Source organism: Microbacterium salsuginis, assembly GCF_012524205.1.
GTDB classification, from domain to species: Bacteria; Actinomycetota; Actinomycetes; order Actinomycetales; family Microbacteriaceae; genus Microbacterium; species Microbacterium salsuginis.
The window spans coordinates 228,750-250,174 of sequence record NZ_JABACI010000006.1; the positions used below are offsets into that span (position 1 = coordinate 228,750).

At 70.0% G+C, this 21,425-nt stretch carries 22 protein-coding genes and 1 tRNA gene; 16 read left to right on the plus strand and 7 right to left on the minus strand.

What is annotated here, in order from left to right:
- Positions 1 to 18 precede the first annotated feature (18 nt).
- The 3 genes from HF576_RS19805 (at position 19) to HF576_RS19815 (ending at position 1,867) form a co-directional block, all read left to right on the plus strand.
- Positions 19 to 555, plus strand: a complete 537-nt coding sequence (locus HF576_RS19805; protein ID WP_168914557.1) for an SRPBCC family protein — start codon at positions 19 to 21, stop codon at positions 553 to 555.
- A 60-nt stretch (positions 556 to 615) separates the two neighbouring features.
- On the plus strand, positions 616 to 1,713 hold the full coding sequence (locus HF576_RS19810; RefSeq protein WP_168914558.1) for a VIT1/CCC1 transporter family protein: 1,098 nt from the start codon (positions 616 to 618) through the stop codon (positions 1,711 to 1,713).
- A gap of 69 nt (positions 1,714 to 1,782) precedes the next feature.
- Positions 1,783 to 1,867 (plus strand) — tRNA-Leu (locus tag HF576_RS19815).
- Between the two features lie 56 nt (positions 1,868 to 1,923).
- On the opposite strand, the gene HF576_RS19820 is transcribed toward HF576_RS19815, so the two are convergent.
- Both HF576_RS19820 and HF576_RS19825 read right to left on the minus strand, forming a co-directional pair.
- On the minus strand, positions 1,924 to 2,526 hold the full coding sequence (locus HF576_RS19820) for a response regulator (RefSeq protein WP_168914559.1): 603 nt from the start codon (positions 2,524 to 2,526) through the stop codon (positions 1,924 to 1,926).
- Positions 2,523 to 3,728, minus strand: coding sequence for a sensor histidine kinase (locus HF576_RS19825; RefSeq protein WP_168914560.1), 1,206 nt, complete (start codon positions 3,726 to 3,728; stop codon positions 2,523 to 2,525). Before HF576_RS19825 ends, HF576_RS19820 begins: the two co-directional genes overlap by 4 nt.
- A gap of 180 nt (positions 3,729 to 3,908) precedes the next feature.
- Here HF576_RS19825 and HF576_RS19830 point away from each other — a divergent pair, with 180 nt between their 5' ends.
- The 3 genes from HF576_RS19830 to HF576_RS19840 all read left to right on the plus strand — a co-directional run bounded on the left by HF576_RS19830 (position 3,909) and on the right by HF576_RS19840 (position 6,722).
- The gene (locus tag HF576_RS19830) at positions 3,909 to 4,454 is read left to right on the plus strand and encodes a small multidrug efflux protein (protein WP_168914561.1); all 546 of its coding nucleotides are present in this window, start codon (positions 3,909 to 3,911) and stop codon (positions 4,452 to 4,454) included.
- An 87-nt stretch (positions 4,455 to 4,541) separates the two neighbouring features.
- Positions 4,542 to 5,843, plus strand: a complete 1,302-nt coding sequence (locus tag HF576_RS19835) for a M20/M25/M40 family metallo-hydrolase (RefSeq protein ID WP_168914562.1) — start codon at positions 4,542 to 4,544, stop codon at positions 5,841 to 5,843.
- 57 nt (positions 5,844 to 5,900) lie between these two features.
- Positions 5,901 to 6,722 carry an undecaprenyl-diphosphate phosphatase gene (locus HF576_RS19840; RefSeq protein WP_168914563.1) on the plus strand — a complete coding sequence of 274 codons (822 nt, stop codon included), beginning with the start codon at positions 5,901 to 5,903 and terminating at the stop codon, positions 6,720 to 6,722.
- Between the two features lie 9 nt (positions 6,723 to 6,731).
- Here the strand turns inward: HF576_RS19840 and HF576_RS19845 are convergent, their stop codons facing one another.
- Complete coding sequence (locus HF576_RS19845; RefSeq protein ID WP_168914564.1) at positions 6,732 to 7,595, minus strand: PAC2 family protein; 864 nt, start codon at positions 7,593 to 7,595, stop codon at positions 6,732 to 6,734.
- Between the two features lie 70 nt (positions 7,596 to 7,665).
- Between HF576_RS19845 and HF576_RS19850 the strand changes: the two genes are divergently transcribed.
- The 9 genes from HF576_RS19850 (at position 7,666) to lnt (ending at position 17,717) form a co-directional block, all read left to right on the plus strand.
- Entirely contained in the window at positions 7,666 to 8,358 is a 693-nt protein-coding gene (locus HF576_RS19850; RefSeq protein WP_343234362.1) for an HAD family hydrolase, read from the plus strand.
- Positions 8,355 to 9,404: a tRNA (adenine-N1)-methyltransferase gene (locus tag HF576_RS19855; RefSeq protein WP_168914565.1), complete on the plus strand. Its 1,050-nt coding sequence runs from the start codon at positions 8,355 to 8,357 to the stop codon at positions 9,402 to 9,404. Before HF576_RS19850 ends, HF576_RS19855 begins: the two co-directional genes overlap by 4 nt.
- A gap of 9 nt (positions 9,405 to 9,413) precedes the next feature.
- Positions 9,414 to 10,376, plus strand: coding sequence for an FKBP-type peptidyl-prolyl cis-trans isomerase (locus tag HF576_RS19860; RefSeq protein ID WP_168914566.1), 963 nt, complete (start codon positions 9,414 to 9,416; stop codon positions 10,374 to 10,376).
- 45 nt (positions 10,377 to 10,421) lie between these two features.
- A complete protein-coding gene (locus HF576_RS19865) occupies positions 10,422 to 11,435 on the plus strand; it encodes a WYL domain-containing protein (RefSeq protein WP_168914567.1) in 1,014 nt (337 codons plus the stop codon).
- Positions 11,432 to 12,409 (plus strand): helix-turn-helix transcriptional regulator, encoded by a 978-nt coding sequence (locus HF576_RS19870; RefSeq protein ID WP_168914568.1) that lies wholly within the window; start codon positions 11,432 to 11,434, stop codon positions 12,407 to 12,409. The genes HF576_RS19865 and HF576_RS19870 overlap by 4 nt, the downstream gene beginning before the upstream one ends.
- Positions 12,410 to 12,480: 71 nt before the next feature.
- Entirely contained in the window at positions 12,481 to 12,723 is a 243-nt protein-coding gene (tatA, locus tag HF576_RS19875) for a Sec-independent protein translocase subunit TatA (protein ID WP_168914569.1), read from the plus strand.
- A gap of 67 nt (positions 12,724 to 12,790) precedes the next feature.
- Complete coding sequence (gene tatC, locus HF576_RS19880) at positions 12,791 to 13,552, plus strand: twin-arginine translocase subunit TatC (RefSeq protein WP_168914611.1); 762 nt, start codon at positions 12,791 to 12,793, stop codon at positions 13,550 to 13,552.
- Positions 13,549 to 16,086, plus strand: a complete 2,538-nt coding sequence (locus tag HF576_RS19885) for a DEAD/DEAH box helicase (RefSeq protein WP_168914570.1) — start codon at positions 13,549 to 13,551, stop codon at positions 16,084 to 16,086. The genes tatC and HF576_RS19885 overlap by 4 nt, the downstream gene beginning before the upstream one ends.
- A 59-nt stretch (positions 16,087 to 16,145) precedes the next feature.
- Complete coding sequence (lnt, locus tag HF576_RS19890; RefSeq protein WP_343234363.1) at positions 16,146 to 17,717, plus strand: apolipoprotein N-acyltransferase; 1,572 nt, start codon at positions 16,146 to 16,148, stop codon at positions 17,715 to 17,717.
- Between the two features lie 22 nt (positions 17,718 to 17,739).
- Here lnt and HF576_RS19895 read toward each other — a convergent pair whose 3' ends face one another.
- From HF576_RS19895 to HF576_RS19910, 4 genes are all read right to left on the minus strand, one after another.
- Positions 17,740 to 18,123 carry an RNA polymerase-binding protein RbpA gene (locus tag HF576_RS19895; protein ID WP_168914572.1) on the minus strand — a complete coding sequence of 128 codons (384 nt, stop codon included), beginning with the start codon at positions 18,121 to 18,123 and terminating at the stop codon, positions 17,740 to 17,742.
- 123 nt (positions 18,124 to 18,246) lie between these two features.
- Positions 18,247 to 19,023, minus strand: a complete 777-nt coding sequence (locus HF576_RS19900) for a glycerophosphodiester phosphodiesterase family protein (RefSeq protein ID WP_168914573.1) — start codon at positions 19,021 to 19,023, stop codon at positions 18,247 to 18,249.
- A gap of 7 nt (positions 19,024 to 19,030) precedes the next feature.
- Positions 19,031 to 20,098, minus strand: a complete 1,068-nt coding sequence (locus HF576_RS19905) for an SPFH domain-containing protein (RefSeq protein ID WP_168914574.1) — start codon at positions 20,096 to 20,098, stop codon at positions 19,031 to 19,033.
- Positions 20,095 to 20,592 carry an NfeD family protein gene (locus tag HF576_RS19910; protein WP_343234364.1) on the minus strand — a complete coding sequence of 166 codons (498 nt, stop codon included), beginning with the start codon at positions 20,590 to 20,592 and terminating at the stop codon, positions 20,095 to 20,097. The genes HF576_RS19905 and HF576_RS19910 overlap by 4 nt, the downstream gene beginning before the upstream one ends.
- Before the next feature lie 44 nt (positions 20,593 to 20,636).
- Here HF576_RS19910 and HF576_RS19915 point away from each other — a divergent pair, with 44 nt between their 5' ends.
- Positions 20,637 to 21,422, plus strand: coding sequence for an SDR family oxidoreductase (locus HF576_RS19915; RefSeq protein WP_168914575.1), 786 nt, complete (start codon positions 20,637 to 20,639; stop codon positions 21,420 to 21,422).
- The last annotated feature ends 3 nt before the right edge of the window (positions 21,423 to 21,425 follow it).

A 21,425-nucleotide genomic window follows, 5' to 3' on the forward strand; every position in this document is an offset into this window, starting at 1 on the left:
GCACCTAGACTGCCGGTCATGCCGGCGCGGTACTCGTTCGAGTCGCGATGGGCCCTGCCTGTGCGGTCCGAACGCGTCTGGAGCGAGCTCGAGCGCACGCTGCTCCCGGGCGATCCGCAGCGGGCGTGGTGGCCAGGCCTCACGGTCACGATGCCGCCGCGTCGCCTGCGGACGGGTGAGCGGATGCTGGTGACCGTGCGTGCGCCGCTCGGCTATCGGCTGCGCGTGCTGCTGGAGATCACTGACATCGATCCCGGTCGCACCCTCGCCGCGACGAGTACGGGAGACCTGCGAGGCGTGGGACGTCTGACGGTGGCTCCAGCAGAGACTTCATGGGCAGCGGGGACGGAGCCTGGAGGGGACGTGGGGACCGTCATCGTCTTCGAATGGGATGTCCGGACCCGCCCGCCGTGGATGAACGCCGCGGCATGGCTGCTGCGACCCGTCTTCGAGCGCGCGCACACGCACGTGATGCGGCGAGGCGAGACAGCGCTTCGGGCCCGACTCGCCGGTGGCCGTTCGGAGCCCCGAAATGCTGGCAATCCGCGGATCTGAGCGATCGAGGCGGTGTCATCTGGCTAGCGTTGACGGGTCCTGATCAACCGTCGCCCGCACATGGAGGCCTGTGTGAGTCCTGCCGAGCCGACCGCCCGCGATCGCAGACGCTGGGCGCGGTATCTCGTGAACGAGCGGGCCGAGGCGCGTGTCTACCGGGAGCTGGCGGCGCGGCGCACCGGCGAGGAGCGCGAGATCCTGCTCGCCCTGGCGGAAGCAGAGGGCCGTCACGAGGCGCATTGGCTCACTCTGCTCGGTGGCGAGCCGACGCGATTGCCGCAGCCCGACATCCGCACACGGCTGCTCGGCTCGATGGCCAAGCGCTTCGGCTCGATCTTCGTGCTCGCGCTGGCCCAGAACGCCGAGGCCCGCTCCCCGTACGACGACGAGCCCTTCGCGCCGGCAGCGATGGCGGCCGACGAGAAGGTGCACCACGAGGTGGTGCGTGGCCTCGCGGCCCGTGGCCGTCGTCGGCTCTCGGGCACGTTCCGGGCCGCCGTCTTCGGAGCCAACGACGGACTGGTGTCGAACCTCGCCCTTGTCATGGGCGTGGGCGCCACCGGGGTCTCGCCGCAGTTCGTGCTGTTCAGCGGCATCGCCGGTCTCCTCGCCGGCGCCCTGTCGATGGGCGCGGGCGAGTTCGTCTCGGTGCGGTCGCAGCGCGAGCTGCTCGCGGCCACCGAGCCCAGCGACTACGCCGACGGCGCCATCCCGCACCTGGACCTCGACGCCAACGAGCTCGCGCTCGTCTATCGCACCCGTGGAATGCCCGAGACCGAGGCTCTCGCGCGGGCGCACCGCATCGTGTCGGCCGCTCAGGCATCGGGCAGCGTCGGCGCCGACACCGGGCCGATCGGCACGGCGGACGAGCATGAGGTGGTGGGGAAGGCGTGGGGGGCGGCGCTGTCGAGCTTCCTGTTCTTCGCCTCCGGCGCGATCATCCCCGTGCTGCCCTGGATCTTCGGCATGACGGGACTCGCCGCCGTCGTGACGGCGCTCGTGCTGGTGGGCATCGCACTGCTGTGCACGGGTGCTGCTGTGGGCGTGCTGTCGGGCGGTTCCCCGCTGCGCAGGGCCCTGCGCCAGCTCGCGATCGGGTACGGTGCGGCGGTCATCACCTACCTCCTGGGACTGGCCTTCGGGGTGTCTCTGGGGTGACCCGTCGATTCGTTGAACGTTCGGTGACGTGGTAATGTCGTTCCTCGGTTGCGAAACCGCAAACCACCTGCGCGGGTGGCGGAATAGGTAGACGCGCTAGCTTGAGGTGCTAGTGCCCGTTAAGGGCGTGGGGGTTCAAGTCCCCCCTCGCGCACACAGGTCGAAGGCCCCCGAAAGGGGGCCTTCGTCGTCTGCCGGAAGGCCGCGCGATCAGATCCAGCCGCGCTCCTCGGCGAACAGCACCGCCTGCTGGCGGGTGCTCACGGCGAGCTTGCTCAGGATCGCCGACACATGGTTGCGGATGGTTCCGGGGGCGAGCGAGAGGCTGCGCGCGATCTGCCCCGTTGTCTCGCCGCGACGCCCGGCGCGCAGCACGTCGAGCTCGCGGTCGGTCAGCGGGCATCGCTCGTCGCTCAAGGCGTCGGCGGCCACCTCTGGATCGACGTAGCGTCCGCCGGCAGCGACGCGCCGGATGACCTCGGCGACCTCGTCGGCACCACGCGACTTGGGGAGGAAGCCCGAGACGCCGGACGCGAGCGCCCGCCGCAGCACGCCCGGGCGGGCGTGCCTGGTCACGACGATGCAGCGGGTGGCGATGGCGCGCGTCACGCGCGCGGCGACCTCCACACCGTCCAGCCCCGGCATCTCGAGGTCGAGCAGGCACACGTCGGGGGAGAGGCGCAGCGCTTCGGCGACGGCCTCCTCTCCGTCGGCGCACTCCGCGACGACCTCGATGTCGGGCTCGAGTCGCAGCAGGGCTGCCAGCGCGGAGCGGATCATCGCCTCGTCGTCGGCGAGGAGCACCCGGATCACGACGACTCCAGCGTCAGCGGGACGCGCACGACGACGGCGAAGACCGGTGCATCGCGCCGGACCTCGACGGTCCCTCCGCCGTCCGCCACGCGTCGGCCGATGCCCTCGAGCCCGGCCCCGTCGGGGCTGGGCGAGGACTCGACGGCGTCGTTCTCGATCTCGTAGCGCCAGCCATCCGGCTCCCGCGTGAGCGACAGACGGGCCCAGCGGCCGCCACCGTGGCGCAGCACGTTCGTCGTGGTCTCACGGATGACGGGACCCAGAACGGATGCCGGAGCCCGGTCGGCGCCGGCATCCACCGACACCTGCACCGAGGTCCCGGCGGCACGGAGCAGGTCGGCGGCGTTCTCGATCTCGTCTGTCAGCGGCACGGAGCGGAACCGCAGGGCGAGGTCGCGCGTGCCCTGGCGCGCGTCGTCCACGCTCTTGCGTGCAGCACGGAGGTGGGTGAAGGCGGCGTCGGGATCGTCTGCCATGAGGCGTTCGGCCAGCTCCAGCTGCAGCGCGATCACCTGCAGATGGTGGCCCTGGAGGTCGTGGACGTCGGTGGCCACGCGCAGGCGCTCCTGGGTCGCCGCCAGGCGCGCCTCCGAGGCGCGGGCGCTGTTCACGGTCATCAGCACGTCCCACCACCACAGCGACAGCACGGTCAAGCCGGGGAGCGAGACGGAGAAGAACCCCAGAAGCCACCAGCTCGACCCTTCGCCGGGGACCCCGAGCCGGCTGTCCACGTACCACAGGACGGCCAGCAGAGCGGTCGCCGCGATCACCACGCGCAGCCGGATTCCCGGTGGCCAGTTGATCAGTACGAGTGCCTGCACGATCGGCAGCACCGCCATCAGCCAGAGCCCCGACACGACGCCGGCGAGCACACCGAAGCATGCGGCGATCAGCAGCGGCACGAGGATCCGCGGCCCGTGAGCGAACGGCTCGTCCTCGTTGCGCCGCCGGTACTCGTGCAGCAGCAGGAACGTCGCGGCCCACCACACCAGGCCGCCCAGACCGACGGCAGCGACCGTGGGGAGGCCGCGCCCCGCTTCGGTGAGCGCTGCCGCCCACACACCCACGATCATGAGCTCGAGGAAGACGACGGCCGAGACGGTGTACCACCAGGTCGCCGTGATCCCGCGCGTCAGGCGTAGTCTCCCTCGTCGCTGCGCCGCCGTCTCGGTGCCTGCGTCGGGCACGGCGGAGCTCGTCATGCGTCCCACCCTAAGTCCATGACACATGTCATGCCCGAGAGGGGTGAAGCACCCGGAAAGCGGTGACAACCCGGCACTTCCGGCATCCTTCCGCTGTCGATGGACTAGTCATGCGACGAACGGATGCCGGGCACCGTCGCCGATCGAAACCTCGCCCGCATCGACCGACAGGAGCACGTCATGAATCTCGTCGAGATCTTCCAGGACCTCGTGGCCCAGGTGCCCGGACTCGTCCAGCCGCTCATCGTCGCGGCCGCGGGTGCCGTGCCGTTCATCGAAGGCGAGGGCGCGGCGGCGATCGGGATCATCGGCGGCATCCATCCCGCGATCGCCGCCGTGGCCGGCATCGTCGGCAACTTCGTGTGCGTCGCCGTGCTCGTGCTGGTCACGGCACGCACGAGAGCGGCCGTCGTCACGCGCACCCGCGAGCGCCGGCTGGTCGCCGCGGGCGGCGCCGGCATCGCCGAGGCGGCGGCGCCGGTGGAGGGCGACCAGGGGCGCCGGGCTGCCCGCAGAGTGAAGTTCCAGCGGGCGCTGGAGCGCTACGGCGTCCCCGGCGTGAGCCTGCTCGGCCCCCTGCTGCTGCCCACGCAGTTCACCGCGACGATGCTCGCCGGCGCCGGTGTCCGGCCCGCGCGCATCCTGTTCTGGCAGGGCCTCGCGATCGTGGCGTGGACGACCCTGCTGACCTTCGTCGTCAGCGGCGCCATGTACGTCGTCCATTGACCGTCGAGCGGGAGTGGTCTCGGGGCGGAGCCGCACGGCGCCGCCCCGAGACGCATGTCGTGGCCGCGTCGAGGTAGGTTTGACCGCATGCCTTCACCCGATCTCGGTCTTCCCGAAGTCGCCTCGGTGGCACGCGATCTCATCCGCTTCGACACCACGAATCACGGCGGTGGCCGGGCCGCCGGCGAACGCGAGGCGGCGGAGTACGTCGGCGCCTATCTCGCGAGCCTCGGACTGACGCCCGAGTACTACGAGCCGATCCCTCGACGCACGAACGTCATGGCGCGGGTGCCCGGGCGCGATCGCGACAAGCCCGCCCTGGTGCTGCACGGCCATCTCGACGTCGTGCCGGCGATCGCGGAGGACTGGAGCGTCGACCCGTTCGCCGGGGTCGTGAAGGACGGCATGCTGTGGGGCCGCGGCGCCGTGGACATGAAGGACATGGACGCCATGATCCTGACGTCGGTGGCCGACATCCTGCGGGCCGGGGACCAGCCCGAGCGCGACCTCGTGGTGGCCTTCTTCGCGGACGAGGAGAACGGCGGCATCGAAGGCTCCGCTCTGGTCGTCAAAGACCGGCCGGAGTGGTTCGCCGGCGCGACCGAGGCCATCAGCGAGGTCGGCGGCTACTCCATCGCTCTCGGCGACCGTCGCGTGTATCTGCTGCAGGTGGGCGAGAAGGCGCTGGTGTGGATCCGCCTGGTCGCGCGCGGCCGCGCGGCGCACGGCTCGAGCGTGCACGCCGACAACGCCGTGACGGCGCTGGCAGAGGCGGTCGCCGCCCTCGGTCGCACCGAGTGGCCGGTGACGCTCACCGACACGACGCGCGAGATGGTCGAGCGTCTGGCAGAGCTCACCGGGCAGAGCACGACCGAGCCGGACGCGGTCGCGCAGGCGACGGGCGCGGCATCCGGATTCCTGCGGTCCACCCTGCGCACGACGACGAACCCCACCGGCCTCATCGCCGGCTACAAGCACAACGTCATCCCCGACCGTGCCGAGGCGCTCATCGATGTGCGCGTGCTCCCGGGCACCGAGCAGGCGGCGCTGGCCGATATCCGCCGCATCGTCGGTGACGGGGTGGAGGTGCAGATCGTCCACCAGGACATCGGTCTCGAGGTGCCTTTCGGGGGAGACATCGTCGACGCCATGGTCGGGGCGCTGGACCGGCACGATCCGGGCGCGCCGGTGATCCCGTACCTCATGGGCGGCGGCACCGACAACAAGGCCCTCGCCGCGCTCGGCATCGCCGGCTACGGCTTCGCTCCGCTGCGTCTGCCCGCTGCGCTCGATTTCACCGGCATGTTCCACGGCGTCGACGAGCGCGTTCCCATCGACGCGCTCGTGTTCGGCCAGTCGGTGCTGACCGACCTGCTGCGCGAGTACTGAAATGATCGACGGATGCCGCGCGCCGCGGCATCCGTCCCCCACGGCTGAAAGGCGCCCATGCTTCTCGAGGCGATCATCCTCGGCTTCGTCCAGGGACTGACCGAGTTCCTCCCGATCTCATCGAGCGCGCACCTGCGCATCCTCGGGGAGTTCCTGCCCTCGGCCGAGGACCCGGGAGCCGCCTTCACCGCGATCACGCAGATCGGCACCGAGGCGGCCGTCGTGGTGTTCTTCTGGCGCGACATCGTGCGCATCATCGGGCACTGGTTCCAGGCCCTGTTCGGCAGGATCCCGCGCAACGACCCCGACGCGAAGATGGGCTGGCTCATCATCGTCGGCAGCATCCCCATCGTCGTGCTCGGGCTGCTGTTCCAGGACCAGATCGAGACCACGCTGCGTTCGCTGTGGCTCGTGGCGGGCATGCTCATCTTCTTCGGCGTGCTGCTGGGCATCGCCGACCACGTCGGGGCCAAGAAGCGCAAGCTCAAGGACATCACCGTCGGCCACGGCGTGATCTTCGGGTTCGCACAGTCGCTCGCGCTCATCCCGGGCGTGTCGCGGTCGGGTGGCACCATCACGGCCGGCCTGTTCATGGGGTACGAGCGGGCGGCGGCGGCGCGCTACGCGTTCCTGCTCGCGATCCCCGCCGTCTTCGGCAGCGGCTTCTTCCAGCTGGTCAAGAACTGGGACACGCCGGGCGTGTTCACCCTCGGCGAGACGGCTCTGGCCACCGGCGTGGCGTTCGTCGTGGCGCTGGGCGTGATCGCGTTCTTCATGAACTGGATCTCGAAGCACAGCTTCCTGCCGTTCGTGCTCTACCGCGTGGCGCTCGGCTCGCTGCTGCTCGTGCTGCTGAGCACGGGTGCCATCCAGGCGTAACGGGCCGGATCAGCGCCGGGGGTCGTCGCGGCCGGGCTTGCTCGGGCCGTCCCCGCGACGGCGCAGGTAGCGCTCGAACTCCTGGGCGATCGCATCGCCCGACGCCTCGGGGGAGTCCCACGTGTCGCGCGTGCGCTCGAGCTGGCGGATGTACTCCGTCATCTCTTCGTCATCGGCCGCGGCGGCGTCGATCGAGGCCTCCCACGCGGCCGCCTCGGTCGCCAGCTCCCCGCGGGGGACAGGGGCGCCGGTGATGTCCTCGAGCTTGTCGAGCAGGGCCAGCGTCGCCTTGGGCGACGGCGTGTGGCCAGCGACATAGTGCGGCACGCTCGCCCACAGGCTCGCCGACGGGATCCCCGCGGCGTCCGCCGCGTGTCCGAGGACGCTGAGAATGCCGACGGGGCCCTCGTAGGTGCTGCGCTCGAGGTCGAGTGCCGTTCGCAGCGCCTCGTTGTCGCTGCCCCCGAACACCGAGATCGGGCGGGTGTGCGGCACGTCCGACATCATGGAGCCGATCGCCACGAACCCGGTGATGTCCTCGCGCAGCGCGACATCGATGAACTCCGACGCGAACGCCTGCCATGCGCGTGCCGGCTCGACGCCTGTCAGCAGCCACAGCTGGGTCCCGCGGGTGGCGCGCACCGGCTTGAGCAGGGTGGCCTCCGGCCACTGCAGCGTGCGCTTGCCCTCACCGTCGGCGACGACCTGCGGCCGCGTGTACTGGTAGTCGAAGTACAGCTCCGGGTCGACGGAGAACACCGGCTCGTACGCGCCGCCTTCACGCAGGCGCGTCATAGCGGACGACGCGGCTTCACCCGCGTCGTTCCACCCGTCGAATCCGGCGACGAGCACACGGCGACCCAGTCCGTCCACGAGACCTCCTCCACCCGCCCAGCGGGTTCCCTCCAGAATAGGCCCGGCCGCCCCCGGGTAGGCTTGGACGGTGAATGCGCCGCGCCTCGCCGCTGTCCTGTGGGACATGGATGGAACCCTCGTCGACACCGAGCCGTACTGGATGGCGGCCGAGACGCCGCTGGTGGAGAGCTTCGGAGGCACCTGGTCCCACGAGCAGGCGCTGGCGCTGGTGGGACTCGGCCTCGAGGACTCCGCGCGGATCTTCCAGGAGGCCGGCGTCCGCATGAGCGTCGACGCCATCATCGATCACCTGACCGACGAGGTCATGCGCCAGCTCGCGGTCACAGGCGTGCCGTTCCGGCCGGGCGCGCGCGAGCTGCTGGCCGACCTGCGGGAGGCGGGCATCAAGACCGGCCTGGTGACGATGTCGATGCGCCGGATGGCCACGACGGTGGTGGACCTCATCGACTTCGCCGCGTTCGACGCGATCGTCGCCGGAGACGATGCGACTCGTCCGAAGCCCTTCCCTGATCCCTATCTCCAGGCCTGCGAGGCCCTCGGCGTCGATCCTGCCGAGACGGTCGCCATCGAGGACTCGCCCAACGGCCTGCGCTCCGCGGTCGCGTCCGGGGCAGCGGTCATCGGTGTCCCGCTCATGCTGTCGCTCGAAGGCGCCGGTGCGCACGCCGTGTGGCCGACCCTCGACGGACGGACGGCGGACGACCTCGCCGCCTTCCACACCGCCCATCACGCCGGCCTCGCCGCGGAGGCGGCACGATGACCGCGCGCATGAGCGGTCCGTTCCGGTTCGGCGACCGGGTCCAGCTCACGGGCCCGAAGGCGCGTCTGCACACCATCACGCTGCGCGAAGGGGGCGAGCTGCACACACATCATGGGGTGCTGCGGCACGGCGATCTGGTGGGCCTGCCCGACGGGTCGGTGGTCGCCAACAGCAGCGGGCGCGAGTACCTCGCGCTGCGCCCGCTGCTGCGGGACTTCGTGATGTCGATGCCGCGCGGCGCGGCGATCGTGTACCCGAAGGACGCGGCGCAGATCCTCGCCCAGGCCGACGTCTTCCCCGGTGCGACCGTTGTCGAGGCCGGCGTGGGCTCGGGTGCGCTGTCGCTGTGGCTGCTGCGCGCCGTCGGAGCGGAGGGGCGGCTGGTCTCGTTCGAGCGACGCGAGGACTTCGCCGCAGTCGCCCGCGCGAACGTCGAGACGTTCGTGGGCGACGTGCCCGCGAACTGGGAGGTCGTGGTCGGCGACCTCGCGGAGGACCTGGCGCATGCGGTGCCCGCGGCATCCGTCGACCGCGTGGTGCTCGACATGCTGGCGCCGTGGGAGTGCATCGACGCGGTGGCCGATGCGCTGACCCCCGGCGGCGTCGTCGTCTGCTACGTCGCCACCGCCACTCAGCTGAGCCGGGTCGCCGAGTACATCCGTGGCACCGGCCTGTTCACCGAGCCGGACGCGAACGAGACGATGGTGCGCGGCTGGCATGTGGAGGGACTCGCGGTACGGCCGGACCACCGCATGGTCGCCCATACCGGCTTCCTCGTGTGGGCACGGCGTCTCGCCCCGGGAGCGGTGCCGCCTGAGGTCAAGCGACGCGCGTCGAAGACGAGCTTCAGCGACGAGGACGTCGAACTGTGGACGCCGGGCGCCGTCGGCGACCGGCAGATCACCGACAAGAACCTCCGCAAGCGCGTGCGTGAGGCCGAGCGCGCCGCAGAGGGCGCCCGCCAGGCCGCCGAGACCGTCGAGGACGGCCCTGCTGTGCCGGGATCGGAAGCCCCCGCTTCGCGACCGTCTTCGGACTCCGCCTAAACTGTTCCGGTGCGCTCCTACCCCGCTGCCCTCGCCGTCCTGGGCCTGGTGACCGTCGGCCTGGCCGGCTGCTCCCTGCCGAACTCCGCCGACTGCTCCCGCTCCGCGGTCTCCGACGCGGACGTGATGGACCTCATCGAGGTGACAGGCGAGGCGGATGCCGAGCCCGAGGTGGACGTCTTCACGCCGCTGCGCGCACCGCATCTCGCTTTCGAAGACGTCGAGACAGGTGAGGGTACGGCGATCACGGCTTCGGACCAGCTCGTCGTCGTGGACGTCGCGCTGTTCAGCGGCGAGACCGGTGAACCGCTGGTGGCGACGCCGTACGACGGCGACCTCTCGCGCGTGTACCCCGTGTCGCAGTGGACGCAGAACTTCCCCGGCTTCGACGAGGCCCTGCAGTGCGCGACCGAGGGCTCGCGCGTCGCGATCGCCCTCGCGCCCGGCGATATCGAAGCGGAGTCGGCCGCGAGCCTCGGCCTGGCCGAGGACGACTCGGCAGTCGCGGTCGTCGACGTGCGCAAGGTGTACCTGCGCGCCGCGGACGGCGCGAACCAGTTCAACAGCGGCACCGGCATGCCGACGGTCGTGCGCGCTCCCGACGGCCACCCGGGCCTCATCATCCCCGACGGCGCGCCGCCGGCCGAGCTCGCGATCCAGACGATCAAGAAGGGCGACGGCCCCGAGGTCACCGGTGACGAGCCGGTGCGCGTGCACTACACCGGCGTGGTGTGGGGCGAGGACGAGCCCTTCGACTCGTCGTGGGAGTCACAGCCCGCGTCGATGACCCTGGATGGCGTGGTTCCCGGCTTCGCACAGGCGCTCGAAGGGCAGACCGTGGGCTCCCAGGTGCTCGTCGTCATCCCGCCGGAGCTCGGGTACGGCGACCAGGAGCAGGGGGCCATTCCGGCGAACTCCACCCTGGTGTTCGTGATCGACATCCTGGGTCTGGACGCCGCGCCGCAATCGTAGGCGCCACGCCGCGTGAGCACCGCTCGTGCGACCTAAGATAGGCGAGTGCCTGCCACCGCTCCCGCGAAGATCCCGCCCGAAGAGCGGCTCGTCAACCTCGTGGTCGCGCTCATCGCGACCGATCAGGGTCTGACGAAGGACACGATCCTGTCCTCCGTCGCCGGGTATCGCGAGCAGAGTGATGCCGGAGCGTCCAAGGACGCGCTCGAGAAGATGTTCGAGCGTGACAAGGAGAGCCTGCGCGGTCTGGGTGTGCCGATCGAGACGATCGGCGACTGGGCGGACCCCGATGATCTGCGCGAGGCGCGCTATCGGATTCCGACGGCAGAGTACGAGCTGCCCGAGGACATCGAGTTCACGGCGGCAGAGCTGGCGCTGCTGAACCTCGCCGGCGGAGTCTGGAGCGAGAGCTCCATGTCGGACGACGCGCGCAGCGGGCTGCGCAAGATCCGGGCGCTCGGCGATCTCGTCGACGAGCCGATCATCGGCTTCTCGCCCCGCCTGAGCCTGCACGACCCCTCCTTCCCGGCACTCCAGCAGGCCATCGAGCAGAGCCGGGTCGTCACCTTCCCCTACCTGAAGCCGGGTGAGGAGGCGCCGCGCGTCCGGCGCGTGCAGCCGCTCGCGCTCGTCGAGTACGAGGGTCGCTGGCACGTGTTCGGCATCGACCTGGACGTCGCCGCGGACCGGACGTTCCTGCTCTCGCGGATCGTGGGATCGGTGACGATCACGCGCGAGTCCTTCGACGCGGCGCTGCGCGACGGCGCAGGGGAGCGCGCCCTGGCCGGCCTCGAAGAAGTCGCGGCCCGGCACAGCGCGCTCCTCGAGGTGAACCCCGGTACCGAGGCCGCATTGCGGCTGGCCCGGCGGGCCAAGCCTGCCGAGCAGGGAATCCGCGTGCCGTACGTCGACGGCCACATCTTCGCCGACGAACTGGCCTCGTATGGTCCCGAAGTGCGTGTCGTCGAACCTCTTGACCTGCGCGACCGGGTGATCGACCGACTCGCCGCCACGCGGGACCTGCACCGCGAGTCCTCGGATCCCGGGAGTGCGCCATGACCGCGCGCAAGCCGCTCGTGGCGACCGACCGCGCGGCGCTCATGCTCCAGCTCGTGCCGTATCTGATCGGCAAGGGCGAGGTCTCGCTCGCCGAGGCCGCAGACGAGTTCGACGTGTCGACCGATCAGATGCGCGCGATGGTCGAGAAGCTGACGGTGATCGGCCTCCCCGGCGAACAGGGGTACTGGCAGATGGCCAACGATCTGTTCGACATCGACTGGGATCTGCTCGACGAGCGCGATCTCATCGTCATCACCAATTCGGTGGCCCTCGAGCGGGCCCCCAAGCTCACCGCACGCGAGGCCGCGGCACTGCTCGCGGGCCTGCAGCTTGCTCGCTCGATCCCCGGGGTCGGTGACACCGAGCTGTACGCGGGGCTGCTGGCCAAGCTGGCGCGCGGCGCCTCGGGGACGCCGGCCGAGGTGATCGTCGCGCCGGAGCCGGTCGACGCCGCGCGCGATCGGGTCGCCACGGCCGTTCGGCGCGGCGTGGCGGTGTCGTTCACTTATAAGGCCCCGGATGCCGCGCCCACCACGCGCACCGTGGACCCCGTCAAAGTGCACATCGCCGGAGACCAGTGGTACCTCCAGGGGTGGTGCCACCTGCGCGAGGCGATGCGCACCTTCCACCTCGACCGCGTCAGCGATCTCGAGCTCACCGACATCCCCATCACCCACACCGGCGACCCGGGATCCGGGTGGTTCCAGTCGGGTGAGGGAGACGTCGTCGCGCGGGTGCGGTTCTCACAGGCGGTCGCGCCGCTTCTGGGCGACTACCTCGACCGTGCCACGATCGAGACGGTCGACGGCAACGGCCCGGATGCCACGATCGTCGCGACCATGAGGGTCGCCGACGAGCTGAGCCTGCGTCGTCTGGCCGCCCGCCGCGGCGGTGTCTTCGAGGTGCTCGAGCCGGCGGCTGCCCGCCGCGCCGTGGCCGACTGGGCAGAGGCGGGACTCGCGCAGTATCGCTGATCGGTCGTCAGGGAGGCACTACGTGGTTAGAATTGGGGCGATCCCCGCTGACGCGAACAACGGAGCAACTCATGTTGGGCAACTTCCAAGGCTGGCACCTCCTGATCGTGCTCCTGGTCATCCTGCTGCTGTTCGGCGCGGCGAAGCTCCCTGCGCTGGCGAAGAGCATGGGGCAGTCGGCCCGCGTGTTCAAGGGTGAGATGAAGGCCATGAAGGAGGAGGACAAGCCCGCCGACGCGGCATCCTCCACCACGGTCGAGTCCACGTCCGCTTCCGCGCCCCGCACCGACAGCGCCTCTGATCACAAGCCCTAGCGGCATGGTGGCAACAGCCGGTTCCGTGCCCATGGACGGGCCGGAGGCGCCGAAGCGCGACAAGCGCATGTCGCTCGGCCAGCACCTGGTGGAGCTGCGCAAGCGCCTCATGATCGCGGCCCTCGCGCTGGTCGTGGGCATGGTGGTGGCGTTCATCATCACCGATCCGATCATCGCCTGGATCACTCAGCCGATCGAGGACATCGCGGCCCGGCGCGGCGACGATGACCTCACGGCCCTGACCTTCGGCACGGTCACGTCCGCGTTCGACCTCCGGATGCGGATCGCATTCTCCATCGGCATCTTCCTCTCTGCCCCCGTGTGGCTGTGGCAGATCTGGGCGTTCATCATGCCGGGTCTCACCCGCAAGGAGATCCGCTACACGATCGGCTTCGTCGCGGCAGCGGTTCCCTTGTTCTTCGGCGGGTGCTACCTCGGTGTGGTGGTGGTGCCGCACGTGATCGAGCTGATGTGGCAGTTCACGCCCGAAGGGGCAGCAAACCTGTACCAGGCTGCCGAGTACTACGACTTCGTGTTCAAGCTGATGATCGTGATCGGCATCTCGTTCGTGCTCCCGGTGTTCCTGGTGGCTCTCAACGTCGCCGGCGTCATGTCGGGCAAGGCCATCCTCAAAGGCTGGCGCGTGGCCATCCTCATCGCCACCGTCTTCGCCGCGCTGGCCACGCCCGCGGCCGATGTGGTCAGCATGCTGATGCTCGCCGGCATCCTCACCGTCCTGTTCTTCGCGGCGGCAGGTCTGTCGATGCTCTTCGACAGGCGCAAGGCCAAACGAAACATGGCGTTCCTGCCGCCTGAGGCGAGCGCATGACCGAGCCCGGTCCGGCAGAGCGGTACTCGCGAGCGCGCGACGCCGCGCAGCTGGACCGGAGCCATCCGATCACCGCGGCGTTCGCGGCATCCCAGCGCTTCACTCTCGACCCGTTCCAGATCGCGGGATGCCAGGCGCTCGAGGAGGGGCGGAGTGTCCTGGTCGCCGCGCCGACCGGCGCCGGCAAGACCATCGTCGGCGAATTCGCCGTCCATCTCGCGATGCGCGAGCCGATGGTCGGCGGCTACGGAGACAAAGCGTTCTACACGACGCCGATGAAGGCGCTGTCGAACCAGAAGTTCCGAGAACTGCAGGATGTGTACGGTCCCGACGAGGTCGGGCTGCTGACCGGCGACACCAACATCAACGGCAACGCCCGGGTCGTCGTGATGACGACCGAGGTGCTTCGCAACATGCTGTACGCCGACTCGCCCGCGCTGCGCGGACTGCGGTACGTGATCATGGATGAGGTGCATTACCTCGCCGACCGGTTCCGCGGTGCCGTATGGGAGGAGGTCATCATCCACCTCGCGCCCAGCGTACGTCTGGTGTCACTGTCGGCGACGGTGTCCAATGCCGAGGAATTCGGCGACTGGCTCGACACCGTCCGCGGCGCCGGTGCAGATGGCGGCGAACCCGCGGTAGAGGTGATCGTGTCGGAGACACGTCCGGTGCCGCTCGAGCAGCACGTGCTCGTGCGCGGCGATCTGCTGCCGCTGTTCGACGACCGCGCGGGGGTCGCGACCGCACAGGTGAACCAGGAACTGATGCGGATCCGCTCGTTCAAGGGGTCGAACTTCGACAACAACCGTCGTGTGCAGGCTGCGAACAGTGCGCGTCACGCCGGGTATGAGGCATCCCGTCGCCGTCCGAACCGCGGGATGAAGCGGCCCGTGCGCTCCGCGAACGTCCAGCGCGTGGAACGCCTCGACCGTCCTGACGTGGTCGAACTGCTCTCTCGTGCCAACCTGCTGCCGGCCATCTTCTTCATCTTCAGCCGAGCCGGGTGCGACGGCGCGGTGCAGCAGGTGCGCCGCGCGGGCGTGCGCCTGACGTCGCAGGACGAGCGCCGCGAGATCCGCGCCATCGTCGAAGAGCGCACCCGCAACCTGCTCGAGGAGGATCTGGCCGTCCTCGGCTACTGGCAGTGGCTCGACAATCTCGAGCGCGGTGTGGCGTCGCATCACGCCGGCCTGCTTCCGGCCTTCAAGGAGGTCGTCGAAGAGCTCTTCCAGCGAAAGCTCGTCAAGGCGGTGTTCGCGACCGAGACCCTCGCGCTGGGCATCAACATGCCCGCGCGAACCGTGGTGCTCGAGAAGCTCGAGAAGTTCAACGGCGAGGCGCGGGTCGCGATCACGTCAGGGGAGTACACCCAGCTCACCGGACGGGCCGGGCGTCGTGGCATCGACGTCGAGGGTCATGCTGTCATCCAATGGACGGAGGGGCTGGATCCCCAGGCGGTCGCGGCGCTGGCGTCGCGGCGCACCTACCCGCTCAACTCGAGCTTCCGTCCGACGTACAACATGGCGGTCAACCTGATCGACCAGTTCGGCCGGCCACGCGCGCGCGAGATCCTGGAATCGTCGTTCGCGCAGTTCCAGGCCGACCGGTCGGTGGTCGGCCTCGCGCGCGAGGTGCGTGAGCAGGAGGAGTCTCTCGCCGGCTACCAGAAGGCGATGACCTGCGACCGCGGCGACTTCGCCGAGTACGCGGGGATCCGGCGGGAGCTCAGCGATCTCGAGAAGCTCAATCGCAAGGACGCGAACGCCTCGCGTCGCACCCGGGATGAGCGCCAGCGCCAGATCGCCAGCCTGCGCAAGCGGATGCTGCGCCATGCGTGCCACCAGTGCCCTGACCGCGAGAAGCACGCGCGATGGGGGGAGCGGTACTTCACGCTCAAGCGCAAGATCGGCAAGCTCCGTCAGCAGATCGAGATGCGCACCGGCACGGTCGCGCGGATCTTCGACCGCGTGGTGGACGTCCTCACCGAGCTCGACTACGTGCGTGTGGCCGACGACGAGACGCACACGTTGACGGATGCCGGACGCACCATGCGCCGCATCTATGGCGAACGCGATCTGCTCGTGGCCGAGTCGCTGCGACGCGGACTCTGGCGGGACCTGGATGCCCCGGCCCTGGCCGCCTTGGCATGCTCGCTCGTGTTCGAACCTCGCCGCGACGACGCCGGCCCGGGGGAGCGCGGCCTGCCGCGCGGCCCGTTCCGTCCGGCATTCACCGCGACGCTCGACCTGTGGCAGTCGCTGGACGATCTGGAACGCGACCATCGGCTGCCGGGGTCCGAGGCGCCGTCTGCCAGCCTCGCGCCGGCGATGCACACGTGGGCGCGCGGCGGCACGCTGGACGCCGTGCTGAGCGAGGCAGACATGGCGGCCGGCGACTTCGTTCGCTGGGCGAAGCAGACGATCGACCTGCTCGACCAGCTCTCACTGGTGGCGGACCAGCCCGTCGCCTCGACCGCCCGTAAGGCCCTCGACGCGGTGCGTCGCGGCATCGTGGCGTATTCGGGGGTCTGAGCCGCCCGAGGTGCTGCCGCGCGCAGAACAGGCGTCTGTGCTCGCTTAGGGTGGACTCCGTGCCTTCCGACGCCGCACCGCGCCCGCTGCTCCCGCTGTGGGCGGCCGTGCCGGTGTCGGCCGCCGGGGGTCTGCTGCTCGACGTCGCGTTCCCGTCCGTCGCCTGGTGGCCGATGGCGTTCATCTCGGTCGCGCTGGGCCTGCTGGCTCTGATCGGACGACGCATCGGCGGGGCGTTCTTGGCAGGCCTGGCGTATGGCCTGGCTTTCTACCTGATGAACGTCGATTTCACGTCCGAGTGGGTGGGCCCGGTACCGTGGCTCGCGCTCTCCGCATTCGAGGCGCTGTTCGTGGCTGCGGGCGCTGCGCTCATCGCGCTCGCCTACCGCTGGGTGCCCCGTGTGACAGCAGGACGCCGCGCCCGGCTCGTCCTGCTGCCGGCGGTGGTGGCGGGCCTGTGGACCGCCCGCGAGGCCGTCACGGGCGGCTTCCCGTACGGCGGCTTCCCATGGGGGCGCGTGGGCACGAGCCAGGTGAACGGGCCCCTTATCGAGGTGGTGTCGTGGACGGGTACGGCGGGATTGACGTTCCTCGTCGTGGCTGTCGTCGCAGCTGCGATCGAGATGGTGCGGATGCCCCGGCGCGGCCGGTCACGCCGGTCGCGCAATCTCCTCCCGCCGATGGCCCTTGTCGCGGTCGTGGCGGTGCTCGCTCTGGTCCCCGCATGGCAGACGACGCCCGCCGGCACCATGCGCGTCGCGAGCGTCCAGGGCAACGGTCCCGCAGGGTATTTCGACGAGCGCACTGCCGGCGACGTCCTCGAGACCCAGTACGAGGCGACGATGCCGCTGTTCGGTGCGGAGGACGTGGACGTCGTGCTGTGGCCGGAGGGGAGTGTCGACCTGGACCCGGCGGAATCGCTGACTGCGGCATCCGCCCTCGACCGAGTCTCGCGGCAGCTGGACGCACCGCTGCTCGCCAACCGCATCGATCAGCGAGGCGACGCCTACTTCAACATGTCGTTCCTGTGGCGCGCCGGAGAGGGCGTCCAGCAGACGTACGACAAGCGGAACCCGGTGCCGTTCGGAGAATACGTCCCTGATCGGGTGTTCTACGACGCCATTGCGCCGGATCTGATCCGCATGATCGGGCGAGACTACACGCCGGGCCGGAACACTCCGGTGTTCGACATCGACGGCACTCTGGCGGGTCTCGCCATCTGCTTCGACGTGATCTACGACGCCCTGGTCTGGGAAGGCGCACGCGACGGCGCGAGGGTGTACCTGTTCCAGACCAACAACGCGGACTTCCGCGGCACTGACGAGAACCTGCAGCAGCTCGCGGTGGCTCGGCTGCGGGCCATCGAGACCGGACGCGCCGTGGTGAATCTCTCGACCGTGGGAACGAGCCAGGTCATCGCCACGGACGGTACGACCATCGAGGGGCTGCCGGCCGACGAACCCGGCCACATGCTCACCGACGTGCCGCTTCACACCGGCCTGACCCCCGCGGTGATCGTCGGACCGTGGGTGCACGGCGTGCTGTCGTGGGGGAGTGTGGCGGCGCTCGTGGCGTTCGGTCTGGTCGTGCGCCTGCGGGCACGCCGGCACGCGAAAACGCCGGCCCCGTAGGGCCGGCGTCGCGGATCGGGGATCAGGCGCTGAGCTTGTCGACCGTCATGTCCTCGCCGGCGCCGCGCCGGGCGCGGACATAGGCGAGACGCTCCTCGAGGAGCTCTTCGAGCTCGGGCAGCGTACGACGCTCGAGCAGCATGTCCCAGTGGCTGCGCGGGGTCTTGTCACCGGAGTGATCGACGGTCGCCGTGCCGTCGCCCACCCGCAGCAGTGCTTCGGCGCCGCAGGTGCGGCACTCCCAAGCCGGCGGGACTTCGGCATCGGCCGCGAAGGTCAGAATCGTGTCACGTCCGCACGATGTGCAGGTGTAGGTGTGCTGTGCGCGTTCATGGAACACGACGCCCTCTTCGCTCTGTAGGCTCTGGGCGCCGAGTCGGATGCCGCGCAGACTGCGGTCTGCCATTTTGTGGTCCTCTCGTCGCTGTACAGGTATAACGAAGCCACCTGTGGGGATCATCCGAAGCAGCCGAGTTGGGCGGCATTTCACAGTGGATGCACAGCGGGCGCGGGACGCCGCCGGTCGGGTTCAGGCCAGCGTCGCAAGGGCGACGTCAGCGCGATCCGTCACGATACCATCCACACCCATGTCCACGAGTCGGCGCATGTCGTCGGGGTGGTTCACGGTCCACACGTGGACCTCCACCCCGTGCCGATGGGCGGCGGCGATCAGCCGCGGCGAGACGACGCGCAGACGGCCCTGACGCTCGGGAACCTGCAGTGCGTCGACGGCGCCGAGTGCGCGGGCGACGAGCCGGTCGGAGCGGGACGCGACGGCCGCGAGGACCCGCGCGATCGTGCGGGTTCCGGCCGATGTCGCGGGTCGGATGCTCCCGCCTGCCTCGTGAGCGGCAGCGAGCGCGGCGAGGCGCCGCGCGTCGGAGAAGCTCGTCAGCAGCACGCGTTCGCCGTGCGCGGCCACTGCCCTGCCCACAGGCTCCGCAGCGCCCTCGGCCTTCACGTCGAGGTTGAACCTCACGTCCGGGAACGTCTCGAGTGCCTGCCGCAGGGTGATGAGGCCCCCGCGCGCAGCCATCAGCGCTTCGAGGTCGTGCGACGAGACGTCGGCGACGCGTCGCGGGTCGCCCGTGACGCGCGACAGATCGTCGTCGTGGAACAGCACCACCACGCCGTCGGCGGTGAGATGGCAGTCCGACTCGATGTACGCGGCTCCCGCCGAGTGGGCCGCGGCGACGGCGGCGAAGGAGTTCTCCGCGATGCCGCCGGCGGCGTCCTCGGGAGTCACCAGTCCACGATGCGCGAGGACGCGCGGCGTGGCGGCTCCCTCGAACCAGGGGTGCGGCATCCCGGGGTCAGGGTGCGGGGTCGACGCCCGCGGCTCCGGGCGTGGATTCCCGGGCCTGCGCAGCGATGTCGTCGGCGGTGGATGCCGCTGCCTGGGCCTGCGCCAGCGCTTCGTCGGCCGTCGTGCTCGAGCGTCCGCTCCCGCGTGGCGGGCGTGACGGCGAGGGCGGGTAGGTCGATGCGCGGCCGCCGAAGGCGTCGCCGATTCCCTTGAGCGCCTCGGTGAGCTCGCTGGGGATGATCCACAGCTTGCTCGACGGGCTCTCGGAGATCTTCGGGAGGGTCTGCAGGTACTGATAGGCGAGGAGCTTCTCATCGGGGTCGCCGACGTGGATCGCGTTGAAGACCATCTCGATCGCCTCGGCCTCGCCCTGAGCGCGCAGGACGGCGGCCTGCTTGTCGCCCTCGGCCTTGAGGATCTCGGCCTGCCGGCGACCCTCGGCCTCGAGGATCTGCGACTGCTTCGAGCCTTCGGCGGTCAGGATCGCAGCGCGGCGGTCGCGCTCGGCGCGCATCTGCTTCTCCATGGAGTCCTGGATGGAGTGGGGCGGATCGATCGCCTTCAACTCGACACGGCCGACGCGGATGCCCCACTTGCCGGTGGCCTCGTCGAGGACGACGCGCAGCTGCCCGTTGATGTTGTCGCGGCTCGTCAGCGCTTCTTCGAGGTTGAGCCCGCCGACGACGTTGCGCAGCGTCGTGGTGGTCAGCTGCTCGACGGCGCCCAGGTAGTTGGCGATCTCATAGGTGGCCGCACGCGCGTCCGTGACCTGGAAGTACACGACGGTGTCGATCGACACCACGAGGTTGTCTTCGGTGATGACCGGCTGCGGCGGGAACGACACGACCTGCTCGCGCATGTCGATCAGCGGCCGGAGCCGGTCGACGAAGGGCACGAGAAGGTTCAACCCGGGCATGAGTGTCTTGTGATAGCGCCCCAGACGCTCCACGATCCCCGCGCTGGCCTGCGGGATGATCCGGATCGAGCGTGCGATGACGACCAGCACGAAGATGAAGACCGCGATCGCGAGGAGCCACCCGATCGCCGCGGGGATGACGGACTCGAGATCGTTCATATGCGGTGCTCCTGGTCGGGGTGCGGGGTCGTTCCGGGCTGTTCGAGCGAGCTGACGACGGCGGTCGCGCCGTCGATGCGGCTGACGCGCACGGACATGCCGGGTTCGAGCTCGCCGGCCTCCGTACGTGCGGTCCAGACGTCCCCGTTCGCGAGCTTGACCTGACCGCTGTGGATGCCGACCGTCGACACCACCGTTCCGCGCAGGCCGAGGAGCGCGTCGACGTTGGACAGCGTCGGGTCCTCGCCGCGACGGAGTCGTCGCAGCAGCGGGGGCCTCAGTACGAGCACGAGGATGGCCGCGACGGCGGCCGCGATGATCACCTGCAGCCACAGCGGCGCGCCGAGCAGGTCGGAGCCGAGGCCGGCGAGTCCGCCGATGCTCAGCATCAGGAAGGTGAAATCGAGCGTGAGCATCTCGATGACGAGAAACGCGAGGATCAGCACGAGCCAGCCGATCCACGCCCACTGTTCGACGGTCTGGATGAGCTCCACGATGCGCCTCCTCTTGCCTCGAACCTACCAGGTAGGGTCGTTGGGTGACTGTGTCAAACGACCCGAATTCCACACCGCTTCCCGCCGGTTCGCTGAGCGGCCGGACGGCTCTCGTGACCGGCTCCTCGCGCGGCATCGGCGCCGACACCGCGCGTTATCTCGCCGAGGCGGGAGCGAACGTCGTCATCAACTACCGCAACAAGGCTCCCCGAGCCGAGAAGCTCGGTGCTCAGCTGCGCGAACTCGGCGTGGAGGTGCTGGTCGTGGGCGCGGATCTCACCGATTCCGCCTCTGTGCAGGCGATGTTCGACGAGGTCGAGCGCGCGTTCGGCGGACTGGACATCCTCGTGCTCAACGCCTCCGGCGGCATGGAGTCGGGCATGGCCGAGGACTACGCGCTGCAGCTGAACCGCGACGCGCAGGTGCGAGTGCTCGAGACTGCCCTGCCTCTGCTGCGCGAGGGATCACGCGTGGTGTTCGTCACCAGTCACCAGGCGCACTTCATCCGCACGACGCCCACCATGCCCGAGTACGAGCCTGTCGCACTGTCGAAGCGAGCGGGCGAAGACGCCCTCCGCGAGCGCATCCCCGCTCTGGCCGAGCGCGGTGTCGAGTTCGTCGTCGTGTCGGGCGACATGATCGAAGGCACCATCACGGCCACCCTGCTGGAGCGCGCCAACCCCGGGGCGATCGCGGCCCGTCGCGAAGACGCCGGCAAGCTGTACAACGTGTCGGAGTTCGCGGCCGAGGTCGCCGCGGCCGCGCTCGACCCGGTTCCCGCCGGCAATACCCGTCTCGTCGGCGACGTCTCGTCGTTCGCGGGGGAGTGACCG